18 protein-coding genes are annotated in these 25,320 nt (G+C 71.8%); 5 read left to right on the forward strand and 13 right to left on the reverse strand.

The window, feature by feature from the left end:
* Positions 1–19 precede the first annotated feature (19 nt).
* The 3 genes from ABWV53_RS15350 (at position 20) to ABWV53_RS15360 (ending at position 2,083) form a co-directional block, all read left to right on the forward strand.
* Positions 20–184 carry a hypothetical protein gene (locus ABWV53_RS15350; protein ID WP_353367019.1) on the forward strand — a complete coding sequence of 55 codons (165 nt, stop codon included), beginning with the start codon at positions 20–22 and terminating at the stop codon, positions 182–184.
* Positions 181–759, forward strand: a complete 579-nt coding sequence (locus ABWV53_RS15355) for a DUF2062 domain-containing protein (protein ID WP_353367020.1) — start codon at positions 181–183, stop codon at positions 757–759. Before ABWV53_RS15350 ends, ABWV53_RS15355 begins: the two co-directional genes overlap by 4 nt.
* A 280-nt stretch (positions 760–1,039) precedes the next feature.
* Complete coding sequence (locus ABWV53_RS15360; protein WP_502903921.1) at positions 1,040–2,083, forward strand: formylglycine-generating enzyme family protein; 1,044 nt, start codon at positions 1,040–1,042, stop codon at positions 2,081–2,083.
* A 27-nt stretch (positions 2,084–2,110) separates the two neighbouring features.
* Here ABWV53_RS15360 and ABWV53_RS15365 read toward each other — a convergent pair whose 3' ends face one another.
* Positions 2,111–3,319, reverse strand: coding sequence for an MFS transporter (locus ABWV53_RS15365; RefSeq protein ID WP_353367021.1), 1,209 nt, complete (start codon positions 3,317–3,319; stop codon positions 2,111–2,113).
* A 98-nt stretch (positions 3,320–3,417) separates the two neighbouring features.
* On the opposite strand from ABWV53_RS15365, the gene ABWV53_RS15370 reads away from it, so the two are divergent.
* Complete coding sequence (locus ABWV53_RS15370; RefSeq protein ID WP_353367022.1) at positions 3,418–4,011, forward strand: TetR/AcrR family transcriptional regulator; 594 nt, start codon at positions 3,418–3,420, stop codon at positions 4,009–4,011.
* A gap of 24 nt (positions 4,012–4,035) precedes the next feature.
* Here ABWV53_RS15370 and ABWV53_RS15375 read toward each other — a convergent pair whose 3' ends face one another.
* The 9 genes from ABWV53_RS15375 to ABWV53_RS15415 all read right to left on the reverse strand — a co-directional run bounded on the left by ABWV53_RS15375 (position 4,036) and on the right by ABWV53_RS15415 (position 20,518).
* Positions 4,036–5,148, reverse strand: coding sequence for a branched-chain amino acid ABC transporter substrate-binding protein (locus ABWV53_RS15375; protein ID WP_353367139.1), 1,113 nt, complete (start codon positions 5,146–5,148; stop codon positions 4,036–4,038).
* A gap of 161 nt (positions 5,149–5,309) precedes the next feature.
* Complete coding sequence (locus tag ABWV53_RS15380) at positions 5,310–6,773, reverse strand: efflux transporter outer membrane subunit (RefSeq protein ID WP_353367023.1); 1,464 nt, start codon at positions 6,771–6,773, stop codon at positions 5,310–5,312.
* A 10-nt stretch (positions 6,774–6,783) separates the two neighbouring features.
* Positions 6,784–9,975, reverse strand: coding sequence for an efflux RND transporter permease subunit (locus ABWV53_RS15385; RefSeq protein ID WP_353367024.1), 3,192 nt, complete (start codon positions 9,973–9,975; stop codon positions 6,784–6,786).
* Positions 9,972–13,190, reverse strand: a complete 3,219-nt coding sequence (locus ABWV53_RS15390) for an efflux RND transporter permease subunit (RefSeq protein WP_353367140.1) — start codon at positions 13,188–13,190, stop codon at positions 9,972–9,974. The genes ABWV53_RS15385 and ABWV53_RS15390 overlap by 4 nt, the downstream gene beginning before the upstream one ends.
* 31 nt (positions 13,191–13,221) lie before the next feature.
* Positions 13,222–14,667 carry an efflux RND transporter periplasmic adaptor subunit gene (locus ABWV53_RS15395; protein WP_353367025.1) on the reverse strand — a complete coding sequence of 482 codons (1,446 nt, stop codon included), beginning with the start codon at positions 14,665–14,667 and terminating at the stop codon, positions 13,222–13,224.
* A gap of 172 nt (positions 14,668–14,839) precedes the next feature.
* Entirely contained in the window at positions 14,840–17,038 is a 2,199-nt protein-coding gene (locus tag ABWV53_RS15400; protein WP_353367026.1) for a protein-disulfide reductase DsbD family protein, read from the reverse strand.
* 102 nt (positions 17,039–17,140) lie between these two features.
* A complete protein-coding gene (locus tag ABWV53_RS15405) occupies positions 17,141–17,893 on the reverse strand; it encodes an alanyl-tRNA editing protein (protein WP_353367027.1) in 753 nt (250 codons plus the stop codon).
* 144 nt (positions 17,894–18,037) lie between these two features.
* Entirely contained in the window at positions 18,038–19,312 is a 1,275-nt protein-coding gene (locus tag ABWV53_RS15410) for a glucarate dehydratase family protein (RefSeq protein ID WP_353367028.1), read from the reverse strand.
* Positions 19,313–19,540: 228 nt separating this feature from the next.
* Entirely contained in the window at positions 19,541–20,518 is a 978-nt protein-coding gene (locus tag ABWV53_RS15415; RefSeq protein WP_353367029.1) for a Bug family tripartite tricarboxylate transporter substrate binding protein, read from the reverse strand.
* Between the two features lie 114 nt (positions 20,519–20,632).
* On the opposite strand from ABWV53_RS15415, the gene ABWV53_RS15420 reads away from it, so the two are divergent.
* Entirely contained in the window at positions 20,633–21,310 is a 678-nt protein-coding gene (locus ABWV53_RS15420) for a GntR family transcriptional regulator (protein WP_353367030.1), read from the forward strand.
* Between the two features lie 73 nt (positions 21,311–21,383).
* On the opposite strand, the gene ABWV53_RS15425 is transcribed toward ABWV53_RS15420, so the two are convergent.
* The 3 genes from ABWV53_RS15425 to ABWV53_RS15435 all read right to left on the reverse strand — a co-directional run bounded on the left by ABWV53_RS15425 (position 21,384) and on the right by ABWV53_RS15435 (position 25,241).
* A complete protein-coding gene (locus tag ABWV53_RS15425; protein ID WP_353367031.1) occupies positions 21,384–22,316 on the reverse strand; it encodes a dihydrodipicolinate synthase family protein in 933 nt (310 codons plus the stop codon).
* A gap of 128 nt (positions 22,317–22,444) precedes the next feature.
* Positions 22,445–23,437, reverse strand: coding sequence for a Bug family tripartite tricarboxylate transporter substrate binding protein (locus ABWV53_RS15430; protein WP_353367032.1), 993 nt, complete (start codon positions 23,435–23,437; stop codon positions 22,445–22,447).
* Positions 23,438–23,501: 64 nt separating this feature from the next.
* On the reverse strand, positions 23,502–25,241 hold the full coding sequence (locus ABWV53_RS15435; RefSeq protein ID WP_353367033.1) for an IlvD/Edd family dehydratase: 1,740 nt from the start codon (positions 25,239–25,241) through the stop codon (positions 23,502–23,504).
* Between the last annotated feature and the right edge of the window lie 79 nt (positions 25,242–25,320).

Genomic DNA, 25,320 nt, shown 5'->3' on the forward strand with positions numbered 1-25,320 from the left:
ATCCACGAGGACCGATTCGATGGAAATGACGATGTTCGAGGCCGTGATGGCCACCATGCTGGCCGCGCTCGCGCTCACCACCTGGATGAGCTGGCGCGGCGGCAACGAGCGCCGCGACGTGCGCTTGCTGGCGGGCCTGACCGGCGCCTGGGGCGCCGCCACCGCGGTGGCGGTCGCCCTGTGAGCTCCGCCGGGGCGCTGGCCGGCCGGGTGGCGCTGCCGCTGGCGCGGCTGATGACCGGCGTGCGCCGCTGGCTGCGCCGGCAGGAGCCGGCCACCCGCGCGCTGATGGACCGGCCATCGCTCGCCCGGCTGCGCCCCTGGCTGGAGCGGCGCCAGCTGCTCTGCCTGCGCCGCGAGGCCCTGGCACGCGGTACGGCGGCGGGCCTCTTTTGCGGCCTGATCCCCGGGCCGCTGCAGATCCCGGCCGCCGTCGCCACCTGCGCCGCATTGCGCGGCAACGCGGTGGCGGGGGCGGCTGTGACGCTCTACACCAACCCGCTCACCACCTTGCCGCTCTACGCCCTGGCGTTCCAGTTGGGCGCCTGGGTGCTGCCCGGCGAGCAGCGGCTGCCGGCGTGGGAGGGCTTTTCCGCAGCGGGCGGTGTGGAGGCCATGGCCGCGTGGGTGCACGCATTGGGCGCGCCGCTGGCCGTGGGTTTGCCGTTGCTGGCGCTGGGTTTGGCGGTGGCGGGGTACGCGGCGGTGCAGGCCTTGTGGCTGGTGCCGGTGTGGCACCGCGCGCAGCGCATGCGCTGACAACGGGCCCGGCCACGGCGGGCCGCCGCAACGCCTGCCGGGTCTGCCCGGAATGGGCGAGGGGCTCCGTCTGCCGCCCGCATCGAGGCCGGCGGGGCCGCCGGACGTGCCTACACTGGTGGCTTCCGAGTGGCCGCCGCCCCGGCCACGATCCGCCCCATGGGGCCCTGCTTCTGTCTGGAAAGCCCGCATGCCGCAAGCCCATCGCCGTTCGCACCTGCCATCGACCGCGTCCTGGCCCGTGCGCTCGCCGCAGGGGTGCGCATCGCTCATGGGCATCATGGTGGCCGCCGCGCTGCTGTCGCTGGCCGCACTGGCGCCCACGGTCCGCGCCGAGCAGCGGGCCGCGCCGGCGGCACCCGCCGTGTGGACCAATTCCCTGGGCATGCCGTTCGTTCGCATCCCTGCCGGCAGCTTTCGCATGGGCAGCGACGAGCCGGTGGAGCGCCTGGCGCGCGACTACCCGGGCATGGAGCCGAGCCGGCTCAGCTCCCTGGCCGACGAGGCTCCGGTGCACACGGTGCGCATCACCCGCGCCTTCTACCTGGGGCAGACGGAAGTGACGGTGGGCCAGTTCAGGCGCTTCGTGCAGGCGGCGGGCTACCGCGCCGAGTCCGAGGCCGACGGCACGGGCGGCTACGGCTACAACCCGGCCTACGACCCCGACAAGAGCGCGCGCGGCGACGCCTTCGAGGGGCGCGATCCGCGCTATTCGTGGCGCAACCCGGGCTTCGCGCAAGGCGACGACCACCCGGTGGTCAACATCACCTGGCACGACGCACACGCCCTCGCGGCCTGGCTGAGCGCCACCGAAGGCCACCGCTACCGCCTGCCGACCGAGGCCGAGTGGGAATATGCCTGCCGCGCCGGCAAGGCTGCGCGCTACGGGCATGGGGACGACCCCGCGGCGCTGGCACGCAACGCCAACACCTTCGACCAGGACGCCGCGCCCTACTGGCCGCGCTGGCAGGCCCAGGCCGTGCCCGGCCGCGACGGGCATGCGTTCACCGCGCCGGTCGCCAGCTACCCGGCCAACGCCTTCGGGCTGCACGACATGTCGGGCAACGTGTGGGAATGGGTGTCCGACTGGCATGCGGACGATGCCTATGCACGCTCGGCGCGCGACGACCCGCAGGGGCCCGCCACGGGCAGCGTGCGCGTGCGGCGCGGCGGCTCTTGGCACACCTGGCCGCTGTATGCCCGGTGCACCTATCGCAACTGGAACAGCCCGGACACGCGCTACACGCTCGTGGGCGTGCGGCTGGTGCGGGAGGCGGGTGATCCCTCCGGCGCATCGCCGCGACCGCTGCGCGGCAGGCCGTGAAGACGCCCTTCCTGCGTCAGACCCGGCTCAGGCCCGCCGCGACGTGAAGGCCGACAGCCCCGCCAGCACGATCAGCAGCGCGCCATACCCCAGCGCCGTGGCGCGCAGCCCCCACAGGCCGGTGAGCAGCCCGGCGGCGATGGCGGGCAGGCTGAAAGCGAGATAGCTCAGCACGAAGAAGCTGGCCATGAGGCCGGCCCGGTCCTGCGCCGACGCCAGCGGCACCAGGCAGCGCACGGCGGCGTTGAAGCCCGCGCCAAAGCCCAGCCCCGCCACCAGCGTGCCGCCGAAGAAGGCCGCCGGGCTGTGCCAGGCCACGCCGGCCAGGGTGACCGACAGGCCCACCGCCAGCGCGGCGGCGCTGCCCTGCAGCACGCCACGCGGCGGCCGCTCTCGCACGAAGCCGATGGCGACCGCCCCGGGCAGCACCAGCGCGGCGATCAGCACCCCGCCGAGCAGCGGCGACGCGCTGCCCGTCACCAGCCGCGCCAGCGAAGGCCCGAGCGACAGGAAGAAGCCGCCCAGCGCCCAGCCGGCCGTGCTGAGCGGCAGGATGCGCAGCAGCGGCGCCCGCGCGGCCTGCGGCACGTGCATGCTCGGCACGAGCGACCGCCAGACGCCCGGCCGGCGCGCCACGGTTTCCGGCAACCAGAAGGCGGCGGCGCACTGCAGCGCGATCACCCCCAGCAGCAGCTCGAACACCAGGTGGGTGGGCGCGGGCAGGTACTGCACCAGCATGCCGGTGCCCAAGGCGCCGATGGCCATGCCCACCATGGGCGCCATGCTGTTCATCAGCGGGCCGCGCACCGGGTGCAGGTCCACCAGCAGGGCACTGAGCGCGCTGGTCGCCATGCCGGTGGCGACGCCCTGCAGCACCCTCGCCGCCAGCAGCCAGGCCACCGACTCGGCCCGCCAGAAGGTGACGATCGAGACGAATTCGAGCACCAGCGCCGCGACGACCACGCTGCGCCGGCCGATGTGATCCGACAGCGCGCCGAAGCACAGCAGTGCCGCCAGCAGGGCGAAGGCGTAGCTGGAAAAGATCACCGTCAGGCTGAAGGCCGAGAAGCCCCACATCTCCCGGTAGATCGCATAGAGCGGCGACGGCGCGCTCGACGCGGCGAGGAACATCATCACCAGCGACACCGTGAGCCACAGAGCGGCGCCGGGCTCCAGCCGGCGGGCGGGCCAGGTGGGGACGGTGGAAGAGGGAGAATGGTGGAGGGCAGCAGCCATGGCATTAACGCTAAAAAATTGCGTTAACGGATTGTCGCACTAAAGCAAAGTGTTTGCTTTAGTGCCGCGCCTGCGGGCGACCCTCCTAAAATGGCGGCATGACGTCTGGAGCCACCCGATTGCGCCCCGGCGGGCGCAGTGCCCGCGTGCAGGCCGCCGTGCACCAGGCCGTGCACGACCTGACGGCGCTGCACGGCCGCGAGGCGCTAACCATTCCGCAGATCGCCGCGCAGGCCGGCGTGACGCCGTCCACCATCTACCGCCGCTGGGGCGACCTGGTCGAGCTGCTGGCTGACGTGTCGATCGAGCGCCTGCGCGACGAGGCCGAGCCGCCCGACACCGGCAGCGTGCGCGGCGACCTGCTGGCCTGGGGCGAGCAATTCATCGAGGAAATGTCGTCGGACCTCGGCCGCCAGGTGCTGAAGGACGTGCTCACCGCCAGCGGCTACGGCGACGGCTCGGCGCCCTGCCAGTGCCTGCAGATCACGGCCGGCCAGATGACCATGCTGGTCGAGCGCGCCCGCGCACGCGGCCAGGCCACGCCGTCCGTGGACTGCGTGCTTGATACCCTGGTGGCGCCCATCGTCTACCGCCTGCTGATGGGCGCGGGCACGCCCACCGGGCCGCAGCTGGCGCGGTGGGTGGATACGTGCATGGCGCAGGCGGCTGCAGCGGAGCCCACTGGCCCTTGAGCAGGCCGCCGCGCCTCGCGGGCTCTACAGGCTCTTGAGCGGCACCACGTCCTTGCCCTTGAAGGTGAACACCGTCACCGCCGACGAGCGCAGGTCGTGCTTGTCGTCGTAGCTGTACTCGCCGCTCACGCCGGCGTACTTGCCTTTGGCGATGTGGTCGATGATCTTCTTGCCGTCGGTGCCCTGCGTGGCCTCGATGGCGCCGGCCAGCAGGTGCATGCCGTCGTAGAACGCGGCGGCATAGGTCAGCGGGTCGCGCTTCCATTCGGCGCGGTAGCGCTCGATGAACTTCTGGCCCTTGTCGCTGCGGTCGAGCATGGAGCCGCCCTGGGTGCAGTACACGTTCAGGTTGCCCGCCACCTGCGACAGCGTGGCCGTCTCCGACGAGCAGATGCCGTCGCCGCCCAGCAGCGGCATGTTCAGCCCCAGCGCACGCATCTGGCGCAGCATGGGGCCGCCCTGGGGCGAATAGCCGCCGTAGAACACCGCGTCCGCCTTGGCGGCGCGCACGTTGGTCAGGATGGCGGTGAAGTCGGTGGCCTTGTCGGTGGTGAATTCGCTGGCCACCACCTTCATGCCCTGGCGCTTGGCTTCGTCGGCGAATTCCTTGGCCACGCCCTGGCCGTAGGCCGTGCGGTCGTCGATGACGGCCACTGTCTTGAGCTTCAGCTCCTGCGCGGCATAGACCGCCATCTTGGTGCCCAGCTGGTTGTCGCTCGCGCCGATGCGGAACAGCGGCCGGTAGCCCTGCTGCGTGATCTTGGGGTTGGAGGCGACCGTGAAGGTCACGATGTCGGCTTCGGCCAGCACGCGCGACGCAGGCATGGCCACGCCCGAGTTGTAGGGGCCGAGCACGAACCGGATCTTCTTGTCGGCCAGGCGCTGGGCGATCTGCACGCCCTGCTTGGGGTCGGCGCCATCGTCGTTGATGTCCAGCTCGAACTGCACCGGCTTGCCGCCCACCTTGATGCCACGGGCATTCAGCTCCTTGATGGCGAGCAGCGCGCCATCGCGGTTGTCTACGCCGTTGGCGGCCTGCGGGCCGGTGACGGGGCTCATGAAGCCCACCACGATGCGCTCCTGCGCGTGGCTGAAGCCGGCGGCGGCCAGGCTGGCGATGAGCAGGGTGGAGCGCAAAAACTTCTGTCGAATCACGGCATGTTCCTTGTGTCTGGTTGATTCAGGGGTTGCGCCCGCTTCCGCCCGGGCGGGTGGCCTGGGCGAAACGGGTGCGGGAGTATGCCGCGAGCAGCGGCTGCCTTTTTGCCGCGATGCGATCGGCCCGGACCCGGAAGGCGTCAGGGCGTGGCCTGCGCCCACGGCGCCTGCCACCCGCCCCCCAGCGCCTGCACCAGCGCGGCGGCCGCCAGCTGGCGGCTGGCCTGCAGCTGCAGCAGCGCCCGCCGGGCCGACAGCGCGGTGATCTGCGCCGTGACCACCTCGGTGTAGCCGACCTGGCCGGCGCGGTAGCGGTTCTGCAGCTGGGTTTCGGTCAGCCGGGCGGCGTTCACGGCCTCCTGGCGCAGCGGCTCCTGGGCCTCCAGCGTGCGGATGGTGCCGAGCTGGTCTTTCACCCCCTGGAAGGCGGTCAGCACCGTCTGGCGGTAGCTGGCCGCCCGGGCATCGCGCGCGGCCTGGGCGGCGTCCACCCGCGCCGCGATGGCGCCGCCGTCGAACACGGTCTGCGCGGCCGACAGGCCCAGCGACCAGAGCGCGCCCGAGGCGCTGAACAGATCGCCCAGGCCCGTGCCGCTGCGCCCCAGGGACGCGGACAGGCCGAGGCTGGGGTAGTACGCCGCGCGCTGCACGCCGATCTGCGCGTTGGCGGCGGCCACGGCGCGTTCGGCCGAGGCGATGTCCGGCCGGCGCTGCAGCAGCTCCGAAGGCAGCGTGGCCGGCACCTGCGGCACGCGGGCGATCCACGGTGCGGGCGGCAGGCCGAAGCTGCCGGGCGGCACCCCCGTCAGCACGGCGATGGCGTGTTCGTAGCGGGCTCGGTTCTGCCGCACGCCCGCCAGGTCCGCCTGGGCGTTGGCCAGCTGGGTGCGCGCCTGCTGTACGTCGGAGGCGGGCGCGATGCCGGCGTCATAACGGTTGCGGGTGATCTGGAGGCTGCGCTGGTAGGCCTCCACGATGTCCTGCAGCAGCGCGATCTCGGCGTCGGCCTCGCGCAGCTGGAAGTACGCGGCCACCAGCGATCCCACGGCCGAGAGGCGGGCCGAGGCCAGGTCCGCCTGGCTGGCCTGCGCGCTGGCCTGCGCGCCGCTCACCGCGCTGCCCAGGCGCCCCCACAGGTCGGGCGCCCAGCTGGCGCCCAGGGCCGCCTGCGCGGTCGTGCCGCGCCGGGCCGAGCCTTCGCCGCCCGAGCGCGTTGCGCCGCCCGTGAGGTCGACCGACGGCAGCAGCCCCGCGCCCTGTTCGCGCACCAGCGCCTGGGCCTGCGCGTAGGCCGCCACGGCGGCGGCGATGTTCTGGTTGGACAGCTGCACCTGCGCGGCCAGGCGGTTCAGGTCGTCGTCCTGGAACAGCGTCCACCAGTTGCCCCGGTCAATGGCGTCGGCCGGCTGCGCGGGCTGCCAGAGCGCGCCGGCGGCGCTGACCGGGCCGGCTTCCTTGTAGGCGGCGGGCAGGGCGGCCACCTCGGGGCGCTGGTACACCGGTGCGACCGAGCAGGCGGCCAGCGGCAGCAGGGCGCCCAGGCAGGCGGCGCGCAGGCTGCGGGAGGCGCGTGGGGGGAAAGGGGTGCGGCGGCCGGTGGTCATGAGAGAGGGTTCAGTGGGGCTGGGGTGCGGCGGGCGGCGGGGCCAGGCGGCTCAACTGGCGGTCGTTGGCGGCGGGGCGGCGCAGCCGGTCCAGCAGCACGTAGACCACGGGCGTGGTCAGCAGGGTCAGCAGCTGGCTGGCCAGCAGGCCGCCGATGATGGCCACGCCCAGGGGCTGGCGCAGCTCCGAGCCCTGGCCGAAGCCGATGGCCAGCGGCAGCGCGCCCAGGGCGGCGGCCAGCGTGGTCATCAGGATGGGGCGCAGGCGCAGCATGCAGGCCTCGCGCACGGCCTCGGTGGCCGAAAGCCCGCGCGCGCGCTCGGCCTCCAGCGCGAAGTCGATGATCAGGATGGCGTTCTTCTTCACGATGCCGATCAGCAGGAACACGCCGATCAGCGCGATCACGGTGAACTGCATGTGAAAGAGCAGCAGCGCCAGCACCGCGCCCACGCCGGCCGAGGGCAGGGTGGTGAGCACGGTGATCGGGTGGATCAGGCTCTCGTAGAGCACGCCCAGCACGATGTAGATCACCACCAGCGCCGCCAGGATCAGGAACAGCTGCTGCGACTGCGACTGCTGCGCGCCGAGGGCCGTGCCCTGGAAGCTGCCGCGCACGTTGGTGGGCATGGCGATGTCGGCCTCGGCCTGCGCGACGATCTGCCGGGCCTGCTCCAGCGTGGTGCCTTCCGCCAGGTCGAACGACACGGTGGTGGCGATCTCCCCGTCCTGGTGGCTGATGGAAGTGGGTGAGGCGCGCTCCACCACCCGCGCGATGGCACTGAGCGGCACCATGGTGGATGCGGTGTTGCTCAGCACCTGGCCGGTCGATGCGCCGCGCTGGCCCGGGTTGGCGGCGGTGCCCACGGCGCCGCTCGGGTTGGCCGGAACGTAGATGTCGGCCAGGGCCGGCGGGCCCCGCGTGGTGTCGGGCGCCCATTCCATGATCACGGAATACTGGTTCAGCTCGCCGTAGATGGTGGCCACCGAGCGCTGGCCGAAGGCGTTGTAGAGAGCGCTGTCGATGGCCGAGGCGCTCACGCCCAGGCGCGAGGCGGTCGCCTTGTCCACCTCCACGAAGGCTTCCACGCCGTTCTCGGCCTGGTCGCTGTCCACGTCCACCAGCTGGGGCTCCTGCTTGAGCCGCTCGGTCAGGCGCGCCGCCCAGACGCGCATGTCCGCCAGGTTGTCGCTTTGCAGCGTGTACTGGTAGGTGGAGTTGCTCGAGCGCCCGCCCATGCGCAGCTCCTGCACCGGGCTCAGGAACACGCGCAGCCCGGTGATCTGCGACAGCTGCGGCCGCAGGCGGTTGATGACGGCGGCGCTGCTGTCGGTGCGCTGGCTGGCGGGCTTCAGGTTGACGAACATGAAGCCGCCGCCCGCGCGGCCCCCGCCCGAAAAGCCCACCACCGTGTCCACCGCCGGGTCGCGGTGGATGATGTCCACCGCCTGCCGCAGCTTGGCGGCCAGCGCGGTGGACGAGATGCTCTGGTCGGCCCGTAGCCCGGCGTTGATCTGGCCGTTGTCCTGCTGCGGGAAGTAGCCCTTGGGAATGTGGCTGAAGAGGTAGACGTTCAGCCCCACCACGACCAGCAGCAGCACCATCACCAGCGCCTTGCTGGCTAGCGCCCAGTCCAGCGCATGGCCGTAGCCGCGCAGCAGGGCCTGGTAGCTGCGCTCGCCCACCCGGGCGAAGCGGCCCGGCGGCTGGGCTCCATGGGGGCCTTCGGCGCGCAGCAGCCAGGCGCACATCATGGGCGTGGTGGTGAGCGAGATCACCAGCGAGATCGCCACCGCCGCCGACAGCGTGATGGCGAATTCGCGGAAGAGGCGGCCCACCTGCCCGTCCATGAACAGCAGGGGAATGAACACCGCCACCAGCGAAAGGCTGATCGACAGCACGGTGAAGCCCACCTCGCGCGCGCCCAGCAGCGCGGCCTCCAGCCGGTCCATGCCGGCCTCGATGTGGCGGCTGGTGTTCTCCAGCACCACGATGGCGTCGTCCACCACGAAGCCGGTCGCCACGGTGAGCGCCATCAGGCTGAGGTTGTTGAGGCTGAAGCCCAGCAGGTACATCACGCCGAAGGTGCCCAGCAGCGACACCACCGTGGCCACCGCCGGAATGATGGTGGCGCGTGCCTTGCGCAGGAAGAGCCCCACCACCAGCACCACCAGGGCGATGGAGAGCATCAGCGTGAATTCAATCTCGTGCAGCGAGGCGCGGATGGAGTTGGTGCTGTCCGAGGCCACCGCGATGCGGATGTCCTGCGGCAATTGCGCCTGCAATTCGGGCAGCAGGTCGCGCACGCCGTTCACCGTCTCGATGATGTTGGCGCCCGGCTGGCGGGTGATGAGCACGATGATGGCCGGCTGGCCGTTGAAGAGGCCCAGCGTGCGCGTGTTTTCCACGCCGTCCACCACGCGGGCCACGTCGCCCAGGCGCACGGCCGCGCCGTTGCGCCAGGCGATGACGAGCGAGGCGTAATCGGCCGCCCGGCGCGAGGGCGAGGGCGTGTAGATCTGCAGGCGCCGGCCGGCGCCTTCCACCGCGCCCTTGGGCCGGTTGGCGTTGGCGGCCTGGATGGCGGCGCGCACGTCTTCGGTGCTGATGCCGTAGCGGTTGAGCGCGAACGGCAGCAGCTCCACCCGCACGGCGGGCAGCGAGCCACCGCCGATCTCGACCTCGCCCACCCCGTCCACCTGCGACAGCCGCTGGCTGATGACGTTGGAAACCTCGTCGTAGATCTCGCCCGGCGTGCGCGTCTGCGAAGTGAGCGCCAGGATGATGGCCGGCGAGTCGGCCGCGTTGCGCTTGCGGTAGGTGGGGTTGCTGCGCAGCGTGGCGGGCAGGTCGGCGCGCGACGCGTTGATGGCGGCCTGCACCTCGCGCGCGGCGCTGTCGATGTTGCGGCTCAGGTCGAACTGCAGGCTGATGCGCGCCGAGCCCTGCGAGCTGCTGGAGGTCATCTCGTTGACCCCAGCGATCACCCCCAGGCGGCGCTCCAGCGGCGTGGCCACGCTGCTGGCCATGGTCTCGGGGCTGGCGCCCGAGAGGCTCGCCGACACCGAGATCGCCGGATAGTCCACCTGCGGCAGCGGCGCCACGGGCAGCACGAAGAAGGCGGCGATGCCCGCCAGCGCCAGCCCGATGGTCAGCAGCACGGTGGCCACCGGCCGCTCGATGAAGGGGCGCGAGAGATTCATGGCGCGGCGGGGCCGGCCTCGGCATGGGTGACCGGCGCGGCGGCCGTGCCGCGGCCCGTCCACCGGCGGCCCAGGCGGTCGAAGGCCAGGTAGATCACCGGGGTGGTGAAGAGCGTGAGCAGCTGGCTCAACACCAGCCCGCCGAAGATGGCCAGGCCTAGCGGCCGGCGCAGCTCGGCGCCCTCGCCCCAGCCCAGCATCAGCGGCAGCGCGGCGAAGAGGGCCGCCAGCGTGGTCATCAGGATGGGCCGGAAGCGCAGCAGCGCGGCCTGGTGGATGGCCTGCTGCGGGCCCATGCCCTGGTGGCGTTCAGCGTCGATGGCGAAGTCGATCATCATGATCGCGTTCTTCTTGACGATGCCGATCAGCAGGATGATGCCGATGATGCCGATCACCCCCAGGTCGTTGCCCGTGAGCATCAGCGCCAGCAGCGCGCCCACCCCGGCCGAGGGCAGGGTGGAGAGGATGGTGAGCGGGTGCACGTAGCTCTCGTACAGCACGCCCAGCACGATGTACACGCAGACCATGGCCGCGAGGATCAGCCAGAGCTGGCTGGTGAGCGATTTCTCATACGCGCTGGCCGCGCCCAGGAACTCCATCGACAGCCCGGCGGGCATGCCGATCTCCTGCGCCGCCGCGCGGATGGCGCTGACGGCGCGGCCCAGCGACACGCCGGGCGCGGTGTCGAAGCCCAGTGTGGCGGCGGGGTACTGCGCCACGCGGGTCACCTGCAGCGGCGCCAGCTGCTCGCGGATGGTGGCCACCGCCGCCAGCGGCGTGGGCGCGGCGCTGCCGGTGCGCAGCGGCAGCGTGCCCAGGCCTTCGAGGCTGCCCAGTTGCTCCTGCTGCGCCTCCAGGATCACGCGGTACTGGTTCGTCTCGGTGAAGATGGTGGAGACGATGCGCTGGCCGAAGGCGCTGTAGAGCGCGTCGTCGACGGCGCTGGCCGTGACCGACAGGCGCGAGGCCGTGTTGCGGTCGATGTCCACATAGGCCGACAGCCCCTGGGCGCCCGCGTCGGTGGTGGCGTTGCGCACCTCCGGCACGGTTTTCAGCCGTTCGACCAGCTTCTGCGTCCAGCCGTTCACCTGGGCGGCCTCCACGCCGCCGATCGAGGCGCGGTATTCGGTCGGGCCGGTCTCGGTGTCGATGGTCAGGTCCTGCGTGGGCTGCAGGAACAGCGTCACGCCCGCCACGCCGGCCACCCGCTCGCGCAGGCGCTGCATCACGTCGGCCTGCGCGCCGTGGCCGGGCTTCAGGTTGATGAGCATGCGGCCGGCGTTCAGCATGGTGTTGTTGGCCGCATCCACGCCCACGAACGAGCTGAGCGACTGCACGTCCGCATCCTGCAGGATGGCCCGCGCGGCGGCCTGCTGCAGCTCGCTCATGCGGGCGTACGACACCTCCTGCGAGGCCTGCAGCCGCGCCTGCAGCTGGCCCGTGTCCTGCGTGGGAAAGAGCCCCTTGGGGATCAGCACGTAGAGCAGCGCGGTGAGCGCCATGGTCAGCACCGCCACCACCAGCGTGGCGCGCTGGTGGCGCAGCACCCATTGCAGCCAGCCGTCGTAGCGCCCGATGACGCGGTCGAAGCCGCGCTGCACCGCGCCCGCCCAGCCGCGCTGGCTGCCGTGGGCGGGCCCGGCCTTGAGCCAGCGCGCCGACATCATCGGCACCAGCGTGAGCGACACCACGGCCGAGATCAGGATGGTGAGCGCCAGCGTCACCGCAAATTCACGGAAGAGGCGCCCCACCACGTCGCTCATGAACAGCAGCGGAATCAGCACCGCGATCAGCGACACCGTGAGCGAGATGATGGTGAAGCCGATCTGGGTGGCGCCTTTCAGCGCGGCCTGGAACGGCGGGTCGCCCTCTTCCAGGTAGCGGGCAATGTTCTCGATCATCACGATGGCGTCGTCGACCACGAAGCCGGTGGCGATGGTCAGCGCCATCAGGCTCAGGTTGTTGAGGCTGTAGCCCAGCAGGTACATCACCCCGCAGGTGCCGATGAGCGAGATGGGCACGGCCAGGCTGGCGATGACGGTGGCGCGCAGGCTGTGCAGGAAGAAGAAGATCACCAGCACCACCATCAGCACCGCCAGCACCAGCTCCATCTGCACGTGCTCGACCGATGCGCGGATGCCGGTCGTACGGTCGGACAGCACCTGCACCTGGATGGAAGCCGGCAGCTGCGCCTGCAGCCCGGGCAGCTGACGCTGGATGCCGTCCACCGTGACGATGACGTTGGCGCCCGGCTGGCGCTGCACGTTGAGGATGATGGCTGGAGTGAGTGTGACCCCCACGCTCCCCGCTTCGCGTGGTTCGCTGCCCCCCGAGGGGGCCTCCGCTTGCTTGGGGCGGCCCGGCGCGGCGCGGACGGGGTCGCTGACCCCGGCCCACGCCCCCAGCCGGTTGTTCTCCGGTGCATCCACCACCCGCGCCACGTCCGACAGGCGCACGGGCGCGCCGTTCTTCCAGGTGACGATGAGCCGCCGATAGTCCTCGACCGTCACCAGCTGGTCGTTGGCGTTGATGTTGTAGGCGCGCTGCGGGCCGTCGAAGCTGCCCTTGGCGCTGTTGGCGTTGGCGGCGGAGATGGCGGTGCGCAGCGTGTCCAGCCCCAGGCCGTAGGAAGCCAGCGCCTGGGTGTCGGCCTGGATGCGCACGGCAGGGCGCTGGCCGCCCGCCAGCGTGACCAGGCCCACGCCCGGCACCTGGCTGATCTTCTGCGCCAGGCGGGCGTTGACCAGGTTCTGCACTTCGGTCAGCGGCAGGGTCTCGGAGCTGATCGCCAGCGTCAGCACCGGCGCGTCGGCCGGGTTCACCTTGGCATAGACCGGCGGGGCGGGCAGGTCGGTGGGCAGCAGCGAGGCGCCCGCGTTGATGGCCGCCTGCACCTGCTGCTCGGCCACGTCCAGCGCCAGGCCCAGGTTGAACTGCAGCGTGACGATGGACACGCCCGCCGCGCTGGTGGACGCCATGCGCGCCAGCCCCGGCATCTGGCCGAACTGGCGCTCCAGCGGCGCGCTGACGGTGCGGCTCATCACCTCGGGGCTGGCGCCGGGGTAGAGGGTCTGCACCTGGATGGTGGGGTAGTCCACCTCGGGCAGGGCCGACAGGGGCAGCAGGCGAAAGCCCAGCAGCCCCGCCAGCACGATGGCCACCATCAGCAGCGCGGTGGCGACGGGCCGCTCGATGAACGGGCGCGACGGGCTCAGGGCACTCATGGACGGGCGGGCGGGGCGGAGGTCAGCGGGCCGCCGGCTGCGGCGCCGGCGTGGCGGGGGCGGATGCTGCGGCCGCAGGCGGGGCCGTCTGCGCTGCGGCCGCAGGCGCCGTGCCGTCCTGCGACGGGCGGTGGCGGCGCCGCTCGCCCTGCGCCTCGGAGCCGCGCGCACGGCGGCCCGGGGCGCCTTCCGCGACGCCCGGCCGCTGCCCCGGCTGGCCCTGCTGCCCCTGGAGCTGCACCTTCACCCCGTCCTTCAGCCGGTCGCCGCCTTCGGTCACCACGCGCTCGCCGGCCTGCAGGCCTTCGGCGATGGCGACCTGGCTGACCGTAGCCTGCCCGCGCTTGACCTTGCGCAGCGACACGGTGCGGTCGTCGTTGATGACGTAGACGAAGTCGCCGTTCGCACCGGTGCGCACGGCCGTCACCGGCACCACGACGGCCGGCACCTCGCGCAGCAGCAGCCGCACGTTGACGAACTGGTTGGGAAAGAGTGCGCCCTCGGCATTGTCGAAGCGCGCCTTGGCCTTGACGGTGCCGGTGGCCGTGTCCACCAGGTTGTCCAGCGTGGAAAACCGCCCCTCGGCCAGCGCCCGGGTGCGGGTGCGGTCGAAGGCGGTCACCGCCAGCGGGGCGCCGGCCGGCCGGGCGTCGTTCGGTGGCTTCGCGTCTCTCTGCGCGGCCTGCACGTCGGCCAGCCGGTCCTGCGGAATGGAGAACTGCACGTCGATCGGCGCCACCTGGGTGATGGTGGCGATGCCATTGGCTTCGCCCGCGCTCACGTAGTTGCCGGCATCCACCGCCCGCAGGCCGATGCGGCCGCTGGCGGGGGCGGTGATGCGGGTGTAGTCCAGGTTCAGCCGGGCAGTCTTTTCCTGCGCCAGGTCGGCGGTGACGGTGCCCTGCAGCTGGCGCACCAGCGCGGCCTGGGTGTCCACGTCCTGCCGGGCGATGGAGTCCTGCGCCAGCAGCGTGCGGTAGCGCTCCAGCACGATGCGGGCATTGTCCAGCTGGGCCTGGTCGCGCTGGCGCGTGCCCTCGGCCTGCATCAGCGCCTGCTCGAAGGGGCGCGGGTCGATGCGTGCCAGCAGCTGCCCCTTCCGGACCGTCTGCCCTTCGGTGAAGAGCACCTCGGTCAGCACGCCCGACACCTGCGGCCGCAGCGCCACCGTGACGGTGGGGGTGACGGTGCCCAGCGCCTCGATGGCCACGGGCAACTGCGCCTGGCGGGCGGTCGCCTCGCCCACGGTGACCATCGCCCGCCCGCCGCCGGGAAAGCCGCCGCCCTCGGCCGGCGCCTGCGAGCGCTTGACCAGTACCCAAGCAGCCCCGCCCAGCACGGCGACGGTGGCTATCGCCACGACCGCGCCCAGCCAGCGGCCGCGGCGACGGCGCGGCGGCGGCGGCGCGGATGCATCGGCGGCGGGCGCGGGTGCTGGTTCGGGCGTGGCGGAGTCTCTCGGGCGCATGGCGGTCCTGTTGTTCTGGTCGGGGCGCCGCCCGGGCCGCCTGGGGCAGCAGGGCGCAAGTGCTGATCGTAGGTGCAGCCGGTGGCGCTTTGCCGGCGCCCGTGCGAAGAAAAGTAAAGGAAACGGGCTTCACCGCCGCGCAGGCGGGCCCTGTGGGAGTGGGCGCGGGGCGTCAGAGCGCGGCGACCGCTTCCTTCAGCTCCTTGCGGCCCAGCACTTCACTGAACACCACCGGCGCCTTGCCCGGCGCCATCAGCACGTAGACCGGCACGCCGCTGCGCCCCAGCTGCGCCAGGGCGGCGGTGATCTGGGCGTCGCGCCGCGTCCAGTCGGCGCGCAGCAGCGCCACGTTGCGGCCGGCCAGGGCGGCCAGCACCTCGGGGTCGGAGAGGGTGGTCTGCTTGTTGTACTGGCAGGTCACGCACCAGGCGGCGGTGAAGTCCACGAACACCGGCCGGCCTTCGGCCAGCAGCCGGGCGGGCAGGTCGGCCTGCCAGGGTTGCCAGCCGGCGGGCGAGGGGGCCGCCGCTGCGGTGGAAGTGGGTGTGGTTTCGATGACTTTCGGGCCGATGGCCCAGGCGAGATAAGCGCAGGCAGCTATCGAAAGAGGAGCGAGCAGCGCCCGCCCGCGCCCCGCCAGCGTGAGCGACCACACCGCCATGGCCAGCGCCACCAGCAGCGCCAGCAGGGCCGCCGCGCCGTCGATGCCGCTTTGCTGGCCCAGCACCCAGACCAGCCAGACCACGGTGGCGAACAGCGGGAAGGCCAGGAAGCGGCGCAGCGTGTCCATCCAGGCGCCCGGCCGGGGCAGCAGGCGCGCGAAGCCGGGCAGCCAGCTGGCCAGCAGATAGGGGAGCGCCAGGCCCAGCCCCAGCGCGGCGAAGATCGCCAGCGCCTGCGCGCCGGGCAGCGTGGCCGTCAGCCCCAGCGACGCGCCCATGAAGGGCGCCGTGCAGGGCGAGGCCACGGCCACGGCCAGCACGCCGGTGAGGAACGCATCCACCACCGGGTGGCGGGCCTGCAGACCGGCGACCGCGCCGGGCACCATGCGGCCGAATTCGAACACGCCCGCCAGGTTCAGCCCCAGCAGCGTGAAGAGCGCCGCCAGCGCCGCCACCACGGCGGGCGACTGCAGCTGAAAGCCCCAGCCCACCGCCTCGCCCGCCGCCCGCAGCGCCAGCATGGCCGCGCCCAGCAGCACGAACGACAGCACCACGCCCGCCGTGTACGCCAGCCCCGCCACCCGGTGGGCATGTCGGCCGTGCGCGGGGCGGGCGAAGCCCACCACCTTGATCGCGAGCACCGGGAAGACGCAGGGCATCAGGTTCAGGATCAGCCCGCCCAGCAGCGCGCCGGCCAGCGCGGCCAGGAAGGTGCCGAGCGGTGCGGGCGCCACGGGCGGCGCAGCGCCGCCCGCCTGGGCGCGGGCCTGGGCATTGGCCTGGAGGGCGGCCTCCAGCGCGGGCGACACGCCGGCGGCGTCGGGCAGCGGCGGCCAGCCGGTCAGCACGGGTATTTCCACCCGCCGGCCCTGGCCGCCGAGGGCCAGCACCAGCGGAAGCGGCTCGGGGCTGGCGCTGCGGTGCGGCGACAGCGGCAGCCGGGCGGTCCATACGTCGCCCAGCCAGTTCTGCGGCACGGCGGCGGCGGTCTCGGCCACGCCCGGGGTCTCTGCGAACACGTCCAGCGTCTGGCCGCGCCAGGCGGCGGGCAGGCCCGCCACGGTCAGCGCCACGTCGGTGCCTTCCACGTGGGCCTGGGTGCGCTCTTCCACCGCCAGCGGCTGCGGGTGGGCGCGCTCGGCGGCTTCGAAGGCGGCGGCGTTCAGCGCGGTCGTGCCGTTGATAGGCACCTGCAGCGTGAACGTGCCTTCCTCGGGAATGCATTCCTTGCGGCACACCAGCCACGACGCCCGCAGCGTGAAGGTGGCCTCGCGCGCCAGCGGCCCGGGCTGGAAGGCGGGCGAGACATGCAGGGGCACCGGCAGCAGCACCGTGCCTTCGTAGCCGTGGTTGGCCAGGTGGCCGATGGCGATCTTGCGCGGCACCGGCCAGGCGATCTCGCCCGCGTCGATGCCCGGGGGCAGCTGCCATTCCAGCTGCGTCGGCAGGCCGGAATCGCCCGGGTTCTTCCAGTAGGTGTGCCAGTCGGGCTGGTGGGTGATCGACAGGCCCAGCCACAGCGGCTTGCCCGGGCCGATGCCGTCCGGCGCCTGGGCGACCAGCTCCGCCTGCACGTGCGGCGTGGAGACCGTGCTGCCGCCCGGGGCGGAAGATTTAGGGCCAAATTGGGCGCTGGCGCCCATGGATAGGGCGCCAGTAGCTATGAAAAAGATAGTAAGCAGCCAGCGCTGCAGCGTGCGGTGGGACATGGCGCAAGGTGGGAGCGGCGGCGGGGCCTTTGGTTCCGGCGGCGGGCGGTGCGGGTTGCGGCGGGAGCGGGCAGGGCGACCCGCCCCGTCGGCCACCCGGCGTCAGGCCGCGAAGCCCAGCACCACCCGGCGCGCCATGGCGCCCTTCTTCTCGATCCTGGTGACCACCACCGCGCCGATCTCCGACGTGCGCGCCACATGCGTGCCGCCGCAGGGCTGCAGGTCGATCTGCGCGGCGGCGCCGTCGCCCGACCCGCCGACCCGCACGGTGCGCACCGTGCCGGTGCCGCGCGGCGGTTGCACGCTCATGCTCTTGATCAGCGCGGGGTTGGCGTCCAGCTCGGCGTTGTCGATGGCGCCCAGGGTGACCGGGTGGTCCTCGGCCACCAGCCGGGCGATGGCGGCGGTGAGTTCGTCCTTGTCCAGCGCGCCGTCCATGTGGAAGTCCAGCCGCGCATAGTCGGGCGTGATCGAGCAGCCGTTGACCGGCTGCGCCACCACGTGGCAGAGCAGGTGCGTGGTGGTGTGAAAGCGCATCAGCCGGTGGCGGCGCTCCCAGTCGATGCGGGCGGTTACCGCCTCGCCCACCGCGGGGCGCGGAGCGGCGGGGTCGGCCGGCAGGTGCACGATGTCGGCCGTGGGCCGGCCTTCCCCGTCCTTGCCCTTGCGCGTGTCGGCCACCGCCCAGCGGCTGCCGTCCGCCCCGATCAGCTCGCCGCTGTCGCCCGCCTGGCCGCCGCCCAGCGGGTAGAACACGGTGCGGTCCAGCACCACGCCGCCCTCGGGCGTGTGGGCCGTGACGGTGGCGCTGCATTCGCGCAGGTGGCTGTCTTGGCGGAAGAGGTCTTGGGTCATCCTGCGATGGTAGTCAATCCCGCGCCGGGGCTCGTGGGCCGAAGCGGGGGCCGGCGCGGCCTGGGGAACCTCTGCACGAATCACCGCGCCGTGTGCCTCCCGATCCGCAGCGCCCACTTTCCGCTCGATTCGTGCAGAGCTTCCCTAGAAGCGCGGCGTCTTGCCGGTGAACGACGGGTCGTAGCGGCGCATCTGCGCCAGGTCGTCGCGGTTGCGCACGCCGCATTCCAGGTACTGCGCATGCAGCGTGGCCAGCGCTTCGCGGTCCAGTTCCACCCCCAGGCCGGGCGTGGCGGGCACGGCGACCGAGCCGTTCTCGAAGCGGATGCGCCCGCCTTGGACGACCTCTTCCTCCTGCCACGGGTAGTGGGTGTCGCAGGCGTAGGTCAGGTTGGGCACGCTGGCCGCCACGTGGGTCATGGCCATCAGGCTGATGCCCAGGTGCGAGTTGGAATGCATCGACATGCCCAGGCCCCAGAGCCGGCACATGCGCGCCAGGGTCTGCGTGGCGCGCAGGCCGCCCCAGTAGTGGTGGTCGGACAGCAGCACCTGCACCGCGCCCATCTCGCAACCCCGGCGGAAGTCGTCCATGGTGGTGATGACCATGTTGGTCGCCAGCGGCAGACGGGTGTGCTTGGCCAGTTCGGCCATGCCCTGCAGGCCGGGCGTGGGGTCCTCGTAGTACTCCAGGATCTCGTCCAGCGCCGGGGCGGCGGCGATGCTGGCGGCCAGCGACCAGTTGGCATTCGGGTCCAGCCGCAGCGGCACACCCGGAAAGGCCTGGGCCAGCGCCTGCATGCAGGCGACTTCGTGCGCGGGCTCGAACACGCCGCCCTTGAGCTTGATGCTCTGAAAACCATAGAGGTCGATCATGCGGCGCGCCTGCGCCACGATCTGCGCGGGGCTGATGCCCTCGCCCCAGGCGTCGGGAGCGTAGGGCCGGCCGACGTGCTCGGCATACTTGAAGAACAGGTAGGCGCTGTAGGGCACGGCATCGCGCACCTTGCCGCCCAGCAGGTCGACGACGGGCGCGCCGACAATCTGGCCCTGCAGGTCGAGCATGCCGACCTCGAAGGTGCTGATGACCTTGGGCGCATTCTTGGCGGCGTGCGAGCCCGGCGCCAGCTCGAACTCCACCGCGCCGGGCACGGCCGTGACGGTGGCGCGCACGCGCTCCTCCATCGTGTTGAGCGCGAAGGGCGACAGCCCGATCAGCAGCGGCCGGGCCTGCTCCAGCACCCGCAGCATGGGCTCGTCGCCATAGGTCTCGGAAATGCCGACCCGCCCGTCGCTGGTCTCGATCTCGACGATGGCCCGCAGCGCCCACGGCTCGTGGATGCCGGCGGCATTGAGCAGCGGGCCGTCGCGAAAGGCGATGGGCGTGATGCGGACGTGGGTGATGGTGATGTCGCGTGGCATGGTGGTGAATGGAGAGAACAGACAGGGTCAGAAGTGGGCTGTGGTTGCAAGCCTGGGTAAGGTGGCGCAATCACTCGCGGCGTTTAACGTCAGAAGGCCGCGGAGCAGGCCATACCAGCAGACGGCGTGGAACGGGCTTCGCCCGGCCACTGCCGTCGTCCCCCTGCCCGCCGTGCGCAGCACGGCGAGAGCGGGGGGAAGCGGCGCAGCCGCTCAGGGGGGTGCCGCCTATTCAGCGCTGGCCCCCGTCTTGCGCACCAGCGCGCCCAGGCGGGCGATGTCGGCGGCGGTGATGGCGGCCAGCTCGGCCGGGGTGCTGCCCACCACGTCCATGCCGAACTGCGTCTCCAGCTTGTTCTTCAGCTCGGGCGTCTTCAGCGCCTTGACCATCTCGGCGTTCAGGCGGTTCACCACGTCCTTGGGCGTGCCCTTGGGGGCATACACCGCCTGCCACGAGACCAGGTCCAGGCCGGGAAAGCCGGCCTCGGCCGTGGTGGGCACGTCGGGCGCCAGCGGCGAGCGCGTCCTGGTCGTCACCGCCAGGAACTTGAGCTTGCCGGCCTTGACCAGCGGCAGGCCGGCCGTGAGCTGGTCGAACAGAAAGGGCACGTTGCCCGCCGCCACGTCCTGCAGCGCCTGTGGACTGCCCTTGTAGGCGATGTGCTGCATCGGTACCTTGATGAGCTCGGACATCTGCGCGCCGGTGAGGTGGGTGGAGGTACCCGCGCCCGACGAGGCGTACGACGCCTTCTCCGGGTTCTTGCGGATCCACTCGACCAATTCCTGCACCGTGTTCACCCCCAGGGCGCTGTTGACCATCAGCACGTTGGGCACGTAGGCGATCAGCGTCACCGGCTCGAAGTCCTTGACCGGGTCGTAGGGCAGCTTCTTGTAGAGGCCGGTATTGATGGCGTGCGTGCTGATGGTGCCGCCGATCAGCGTGTAGCCGTCCGCCGGTGCGCGCGCCACGGCCTGCACGCCGATGGTGCCGCCGGCGCCCGGGCGGTTGTCCACCACCACGGCCTGCTTGATCGCCATCGACAGCTCCTGCCCCAAGGCGCGCGCGACCACGTCGGTGGAGCCGCCGGCCGCGAAGGGCACGACCCAGGTGATGGGCTTGGCGGTGGGCCAGTCGCTGGCCTGGGCGCCCGTGGCAAAGAGGCACAGGGCGGAACAGGCGGCAGCAAGGGCGAGGCGGCGTTGCATGGGTTTGTCTCCAATGGGTTGTGATTTATTGGAATGAATTGAAGCACTAATGTATTAGTGTGTCAATGCGATCGGGGTGCCGCCTAGAATCGCTGCCTACCCATGCCCAGCCCGATGAAACCCCCCCACAAGCTCGATCGCACGCGGCAGGCCGCGCCCCAGGTATTCGAGTGGCTGCGCGCAGCGATCCTGTCGCTGGAGCTGGCGCCGGGCACGCCGCTGGCGCGGGCCGAGCTGGCCGAGCGCTTCGACCTCAGCCAGACGCCGGTGCGGGACGCGCTCATCCGGCTGAGCGAAGAGGGGCTGGTGGACATCTTTCCCCAGCATGCGACGCTGGTGAGCCGCATCGACCTGCATTCCGCCGAGCAGGCGCAGTTCCTGCGCTGCTCCATCGAGCTGGAAGTGGTGCGCACGCTGGCCCTGGCGGGCGACGCGGCGCTGGCCGGCCGCCTGGCGGCGCTGGTCGAGATGCAGGCCGCGCTGGCCGCCCAGGGTGGCGAGGACTTCATCGCCGCGGACCAGGCCTTCCACCGCACGATGTACGAGGTCGCGGGCGTGCCCGACCTGTACGAACTGGTGCGCCGCCGCAGCGGCCACCTGGACCGGCTGCGCCGTCTGGACCTGCCCTCGCCCGGCAATTCCGACCGCGTGGTGCGCGACCACCGCCGCATCGTCGATGCGCTGGCGGCCCGCGACCCGGACGCCGCGCAGGCCGCGTTGCGCGCGCACTTGTCGGGCACCCTGGGGCGGGTGGCGGACATTCGGGCGCGGTACCCGGAATACGTCGCCTAGCCAGGCGCCATTGGGGCTGCGGCAGACGTCGCCCTGCCTGGGATGGGCCGCGCCCTCAGCGCCCTCAGCCCCCTCAGCGCCCCCAGCGCAGCACCAGCGGATCGAGCCGCCGGGCGATGGCCAGCAGGCCGGAGCGTACCTCCGGGTGCAGCCCGGGGCAGGGGTGGCGCGGCGCCTCGCAGGCGATCACCCCGCCTGCCTTCATCAGCGCCTTGGCGGCGAGAAAGCCGGCCTGGCGGTTCTCGTGGTTGATGAGCGGCAGCCAGCGCTGGTACAGCGCGAAGGCCGTGTCCGCGTCGCCCTGGCGATGCGCCTCGATGATCGGCCGGATGCCGTCCGCGAAGGCGCCGCCCGTCATGGCGCCGGTGGCACCGGCATCCAGGTCGGCCAGCAGGGTGATGGCTTCCTCGCCGTCCCAGGGGCCTTCCACCGCCTCGCCGCCCAGCGCGATCAATTCGCGCAGCTTGCTCGCTGCACCGGCGGTCTCGATCTTGAAGTACGACACCTGTTCGATCTCCTGGGCCATGCGGGCGAGGAAGGCGGCAGGCAGCGCCGTCCCCGCGGCGGGGGCGTCCTGCACCATGATCGGTATGGAGACTGCATCGGACAGGCGCGCATAGAAGTCGTAAATCTGCCGCTCAGGGAAGCGGAAGGTCGCGCCGTGATAGGGCGGCATCACCATCAGCATGGCCGCGCCCATGGCCTGGGCGCGCCGGCTGCGCTCCACGCACACCGCCGTGCTGGTGTGCGTGGTGGCCACGATCACCGGCACGCGGCCGGCGATGTGCTCGAGCGCGGTACGCGTGAGCACCTCGCGTTCGTCGTCCGAGAGCAGGAACTGCTCGGAAAAATTGGCCAGGATGCAGATGCCGTCCACGCCCGAATCGATCATGAAGTCCAGGCAGCGCCGCTGGCTGGGCAGGTCGAGCGTGCCGTCTTGGGCGAAGGTGGTGGGCGCCACCGGAAAGATGCCGCGATAGCGGGGCGTGCGAGGGGTCGAGGTCATGGGCGGGTGCGGTGGGTGGCTGGGCGGGCGCGGACGAACGGGCATGGGGGAAGGTGGACAAACAGGCAGGCAGGCAGGCAGTCGTGCGGACGGCGCTGCCGCCGGTTCATCCGGGAGGCCCCGGCCTCTCAACCTGCCCGGATGTTGTTCTTCTTCGCGATTTCGCCCCAGATCTTGTAGTTGTCGCGGGTCAGGCTGGCCAGCCGCTCGGGCGTGCCGCCGCCCACCAGGTCGCCGTTCTTGGTGATGGCGCTGCTCACGCCGGGGGCCGCCATCGCCGCGTTCAACGCGGCATTGGCGGTGCGCACGATCTCCGGGGCGAGCCGGGGCTTGCCCCACAAGCCGACGAAGACGGTGACGTCGAAGTCCTTCAGGCCGAGCTCGGTGCCGGTGGGCACGTCCGGCAACGCCGGCAGCCGGCTGCGGCCCGTGACCAGGATGGGGCGCAGCTTGCCCGAGGTGATGAACGGGATCAGCAGCGACGCGGCGTCCACCAGGCAGGGCACCTGGCCGCCGACCAGGTCCTGGATGGCGGGCGCGCTGCCCTTGTAGGGGACCTGGTTCATGACGGGCAGGCCGGCGCGCTCGCGCAGCAGCTCCATGGCCAGGTGGGTGTTGCCGCCGCTGCCGGCCGAGGCGTAGTTGAAGCCGCCGGCCTGGCTCTCCTTTTCGACCCAGGCGCGGAACTCGGCGAAGTTGCGCGCCGGCGCGGCGGGGTTGACGCACAGCACCAGCTGCGACTCCAGGATCATGCCGATCGGGGTGAACTCCAGCGGATTGGGCGAGGGCGTGGCGAAGGTGTGCGGGTTGATCGTCAGGCTGGTGTTGGCCACCAGCAGCTTGTGGTCGTCGGCCAGCCGCAGCACTTCGGCGGAGGCCAGGTTGCCCGAGGCGCCGGGCTTGTTCTCCACCACCACCGGCTGGTTCAGGGCGGCGGCCATGCCGTTGGTGATGAACCGCGCACCGGCATCTGTCAGGCCGCCCGGCGGGTAGCCGACCAGCAGCGACACGGGCTTGGTGGGCCAGGCGGGCTGCGCCTGGGCCGCGAAGGGGGCGAGCCAGGGCGTGGCGGCGCTGGCGGCGGCCGCAGCCAGGGCGCTGCGTCGGCTGATCGATGTCATGGTGGTCTCCTTGTGCTCGTTGTGTGGTGTTGTGGTGGGGAACCGGGGCGGGACGAAACCCGTGTCAGTGCGAGTGGCGCGGCACGGCGTTGCCGCGCGAACCCACGAGGAAGTCCAGGTCGCAGCCTTCGTCGGCCTGCAGCACGTGGTCGACATAGAGCTTGCGGTAGCCGCCGTCCGCCGGGGCGGCCAGCGGCCGGACCTCGGCCATCCGCTGCGCCAGCTCCGCGTCGGGGATGTCCAGCCGCAGCAGGCCGGCGTCGCAGTCGAGCTCGATCCAGTCGCCGTCGCGCACGGCGGCCAGCGGGCCGCCCGCCGCCGCTTCCGGGGCGACGTGCAGCACCACCGTGCCGTAGGCGGTGCCGCTCATGCGGGCGTCGGAGATGCGCACCATGTCCTTGATGCCGGCGCGCAGCAGCTTGGGCGGCAGGCCCATGTTGCCGACCTCGGCCATGCCGGGGTAGCCGCGCGGGCCGCAGTTCTTCAGCACCAGCACGGAGCTGGCGTCCACCTCCAGCGACTCGTCGACGATGCGGGCCTTGTAATGCTCCAGGTTCTCGAACACGACGGCGCGGCCGCGGTGGCGCAGCAATTCGGGCGTGGCCGCCGAGGGCTTGAGCACCGCGCCGCGCGGCGCCAGGTTGCCGCGCAGGATGCGGATGCCGCCGTCGGCCATGAGCGGGTTGTCCAGCGTGCGCACCACCTCGTCGTCGTGGATCGGCGCGGCCTTCACGTTGTCCCACAGCGTCTGCCCGTTGACCGTGAGCGCGCCGGGGTGTGGCAGCAGGCCGGCCTCGCCCAGGCGGCGCAGCACCGCCGGCAGGCCGCCGGCGTAGTAGAACTCCTCCATCAGGAAGCGGCCTGAGGGCATCAGGTCCACGATGGTGGGCGTGCCCTGGCCGACGCGGGTCCAGTCCTCCAGCTCCAGCGGCACGCCCATGCGGCCGGCGATGGCCTTCAGGTGGATCACCGCGTTGGTGGAGCCGCCGATGGCCGCGTTGGTGCGGATGGCGTTTTCGAACGCCTCCCGCGTGAGGATCCTGGACAGCGTCAGGCCCTGCAGCGCCATCTCCACGATGCGCTGGCCGGACAGGTGGGCCAGCACGTAGCGGCGCGCATCGACCGCGGGAATGGCCGCGTTGTGCGGCAGCGTGGTGCCCAGCGCCTCGGCCATGCAGGCCATGGTGGAGGCCGTGCCCATGGTGTTGCAGGTGCCGGCCGACCGGGACATGCCGCCTTCCGCCGAGAGGAACTGGTGCAGGTCGATCTCGCCGGCCTTCAGCGCTTCGTGCAGCTGCCACACGGCGGTGCCCGAGCCGATGCTCTTGCCGTTGAGCTTGCCGTTGAGCATGGGCCCGCCCGAGACGACGATGGCCGGCACGTCGCAGCTGGCGGCGCCCATCAGCAGCGCCGGCGTGGTCTTGTCGCAGCCCGCCAGCAGCACCACCGCGTCGATGGGGTTGCCGCGGATGGCTTCCTCCACGTCCATGGCCGCCAGGTTGCGCGTCAGCATGGCCGTGGGGCGCAGGTTCGACTCGCCGCTGGAGAACACCGGGAATTCCACCGGAAAGCCGCCGGCTTCGTACACGCCGCGCTTGACGTGTTCCGCGATCTTGCGGAATTGGGCGTTGCAGGGAGTCAGCTCCGACCAGGTGTTGCAGATGCCGATGACCGGGCGGCCGTCGAACGCGTGGTCCGGAATGCCCTGGTTCTTCATCCAGCTCCGGTACATGAACCCGTTCTTGTCGGCGGTGCCGAACCATTCGGCGGAGCGCAGGCGGGGCTTTGAGGGGGGTGTAGTCATCGACGGGGCCACGGGGTTGGTCAAATCAGGCGGCCGAGTTTAGATATCGTTTCGTTATCCTTCCAATGAAGAATTGGCA

It is taken from the genome of Acidovorax sp. FG27 (assembly GCF_040365715.1).
Taxonomy (GTDB): domain Bacteria; phylum Pseudomonadota; class Gammaproteobacteria; order Burkholderiales; family Burkholderiaceae_C; genus Paracidovorax.

Bases quoted from the DNA above. Each gene is read 5' to 3' on its own strand.
- ABWV53_RS15405 (WP_353367027.1), bottom strand. From the start codon at position 17,893: ATGACCCAAGACCTCTTCCGCCAAGACAGCCACCTGCGCGAATGCAGC.
- ABWV53_RS15380 (WP_353367023.1), bottom strand. From the start codon at position 6,773: ATGACCACCGGCCGCCGCACCCCTTTCCCCCCACGCGCCTCCCGCAGC.
- ABWV53_RS15350 (WP_353367019.1), top strand. From the start codon at position 20: ATGGAAATGACGATGTTCGAGGCCGTGATGGCCACCATGCTGGCCGCG.
- ABWV53_RS15370 (WP_353367022.1), top strand. From the start codon at position 3,418: ATGACGTCTGGAGCCACCCGATTGCGCCCCGGCGGGCGCAGTGCCCGC.
- ABWV53_RS15400 (WP_353367026.1), bottom strand. From the start codon at position 17,038: ATGTCCCACCGCACGCTGCAGCGCTGGCTGCTTACTATCTTTTTCATA.
- ABWV53_RS15415 (WP_353367029.1), bottom strand. From the start codon at position 20,518: ATGCAACGCCGCCTCGCCCTTGCTGCCGCCTGTTCCGCCCTGTGCCTC.
- ABWV53_RS15420 (WP_353367030.1), top strand. From the start codon at position 20,633: ATGAAACCCCCCCACAAGCTCGATCGCACGCGGCAGGCCGCGCCCCAG.
- ABWV53_RS15410 (WP_353367028.1), bottom strand. From the start codon at position 19,312: ATGCCACGCGACATCACCATCACCCACGTCCGCATCACGCCCATCGCC.
- ABWV53_RS15395 (WP_353367025.1), bottom strand. From the start codon at position 14,667: ATGCGCCCGAGAGACTCCGCCACGCCCGAACCAGCACCCGCGCCCGCC.
- ABWV53_RS15425 (WP_353367031.1), bottom strand. From the start codon at position 22,316: ATGACCTCGACCCCTCGCACGCCCCGCTATCGCGGCATCTTTCCGGTG.
- ABWV53_RS15365 (WP_353367021.1), bottom strand. From the start codon at position 3,319: ATGGCTGCTGCCCTCCACCATTCTCCCTCTTCCACCGTCCCCACCTGG.
- ABWV53_RS15435 (WP_353367033.1), bottom strand. From the start codon at position 25,241: ATGACTACACCCCCCTCAAAGCCCCGCCTGCGCTCCGCCGAATGGTTC.
- ABWV53_RS15385 (WP_353367024.1), bottom strand. From the start codon at position 9,975: ATGAATCTCTCGCGCCCCTTCATCGAGCGGCCGGTGGCCACCGTGCTG.
- ABWV53_RS15430 (WP_353367032.1), bottom strand. From the start codon at position 23,437: ATGACATCGATCAGCCGACGCAGCGCCCTGGCTGCGGCCGCCGCCAGC.
- ABWV53_RS15360 (WP_502903921.1), top strand. From the start codon at position 1,040: ATGGTGGCCGCCGCGCTGCTGTCGCTGGCCGCACTGGCGCCCACGGTC.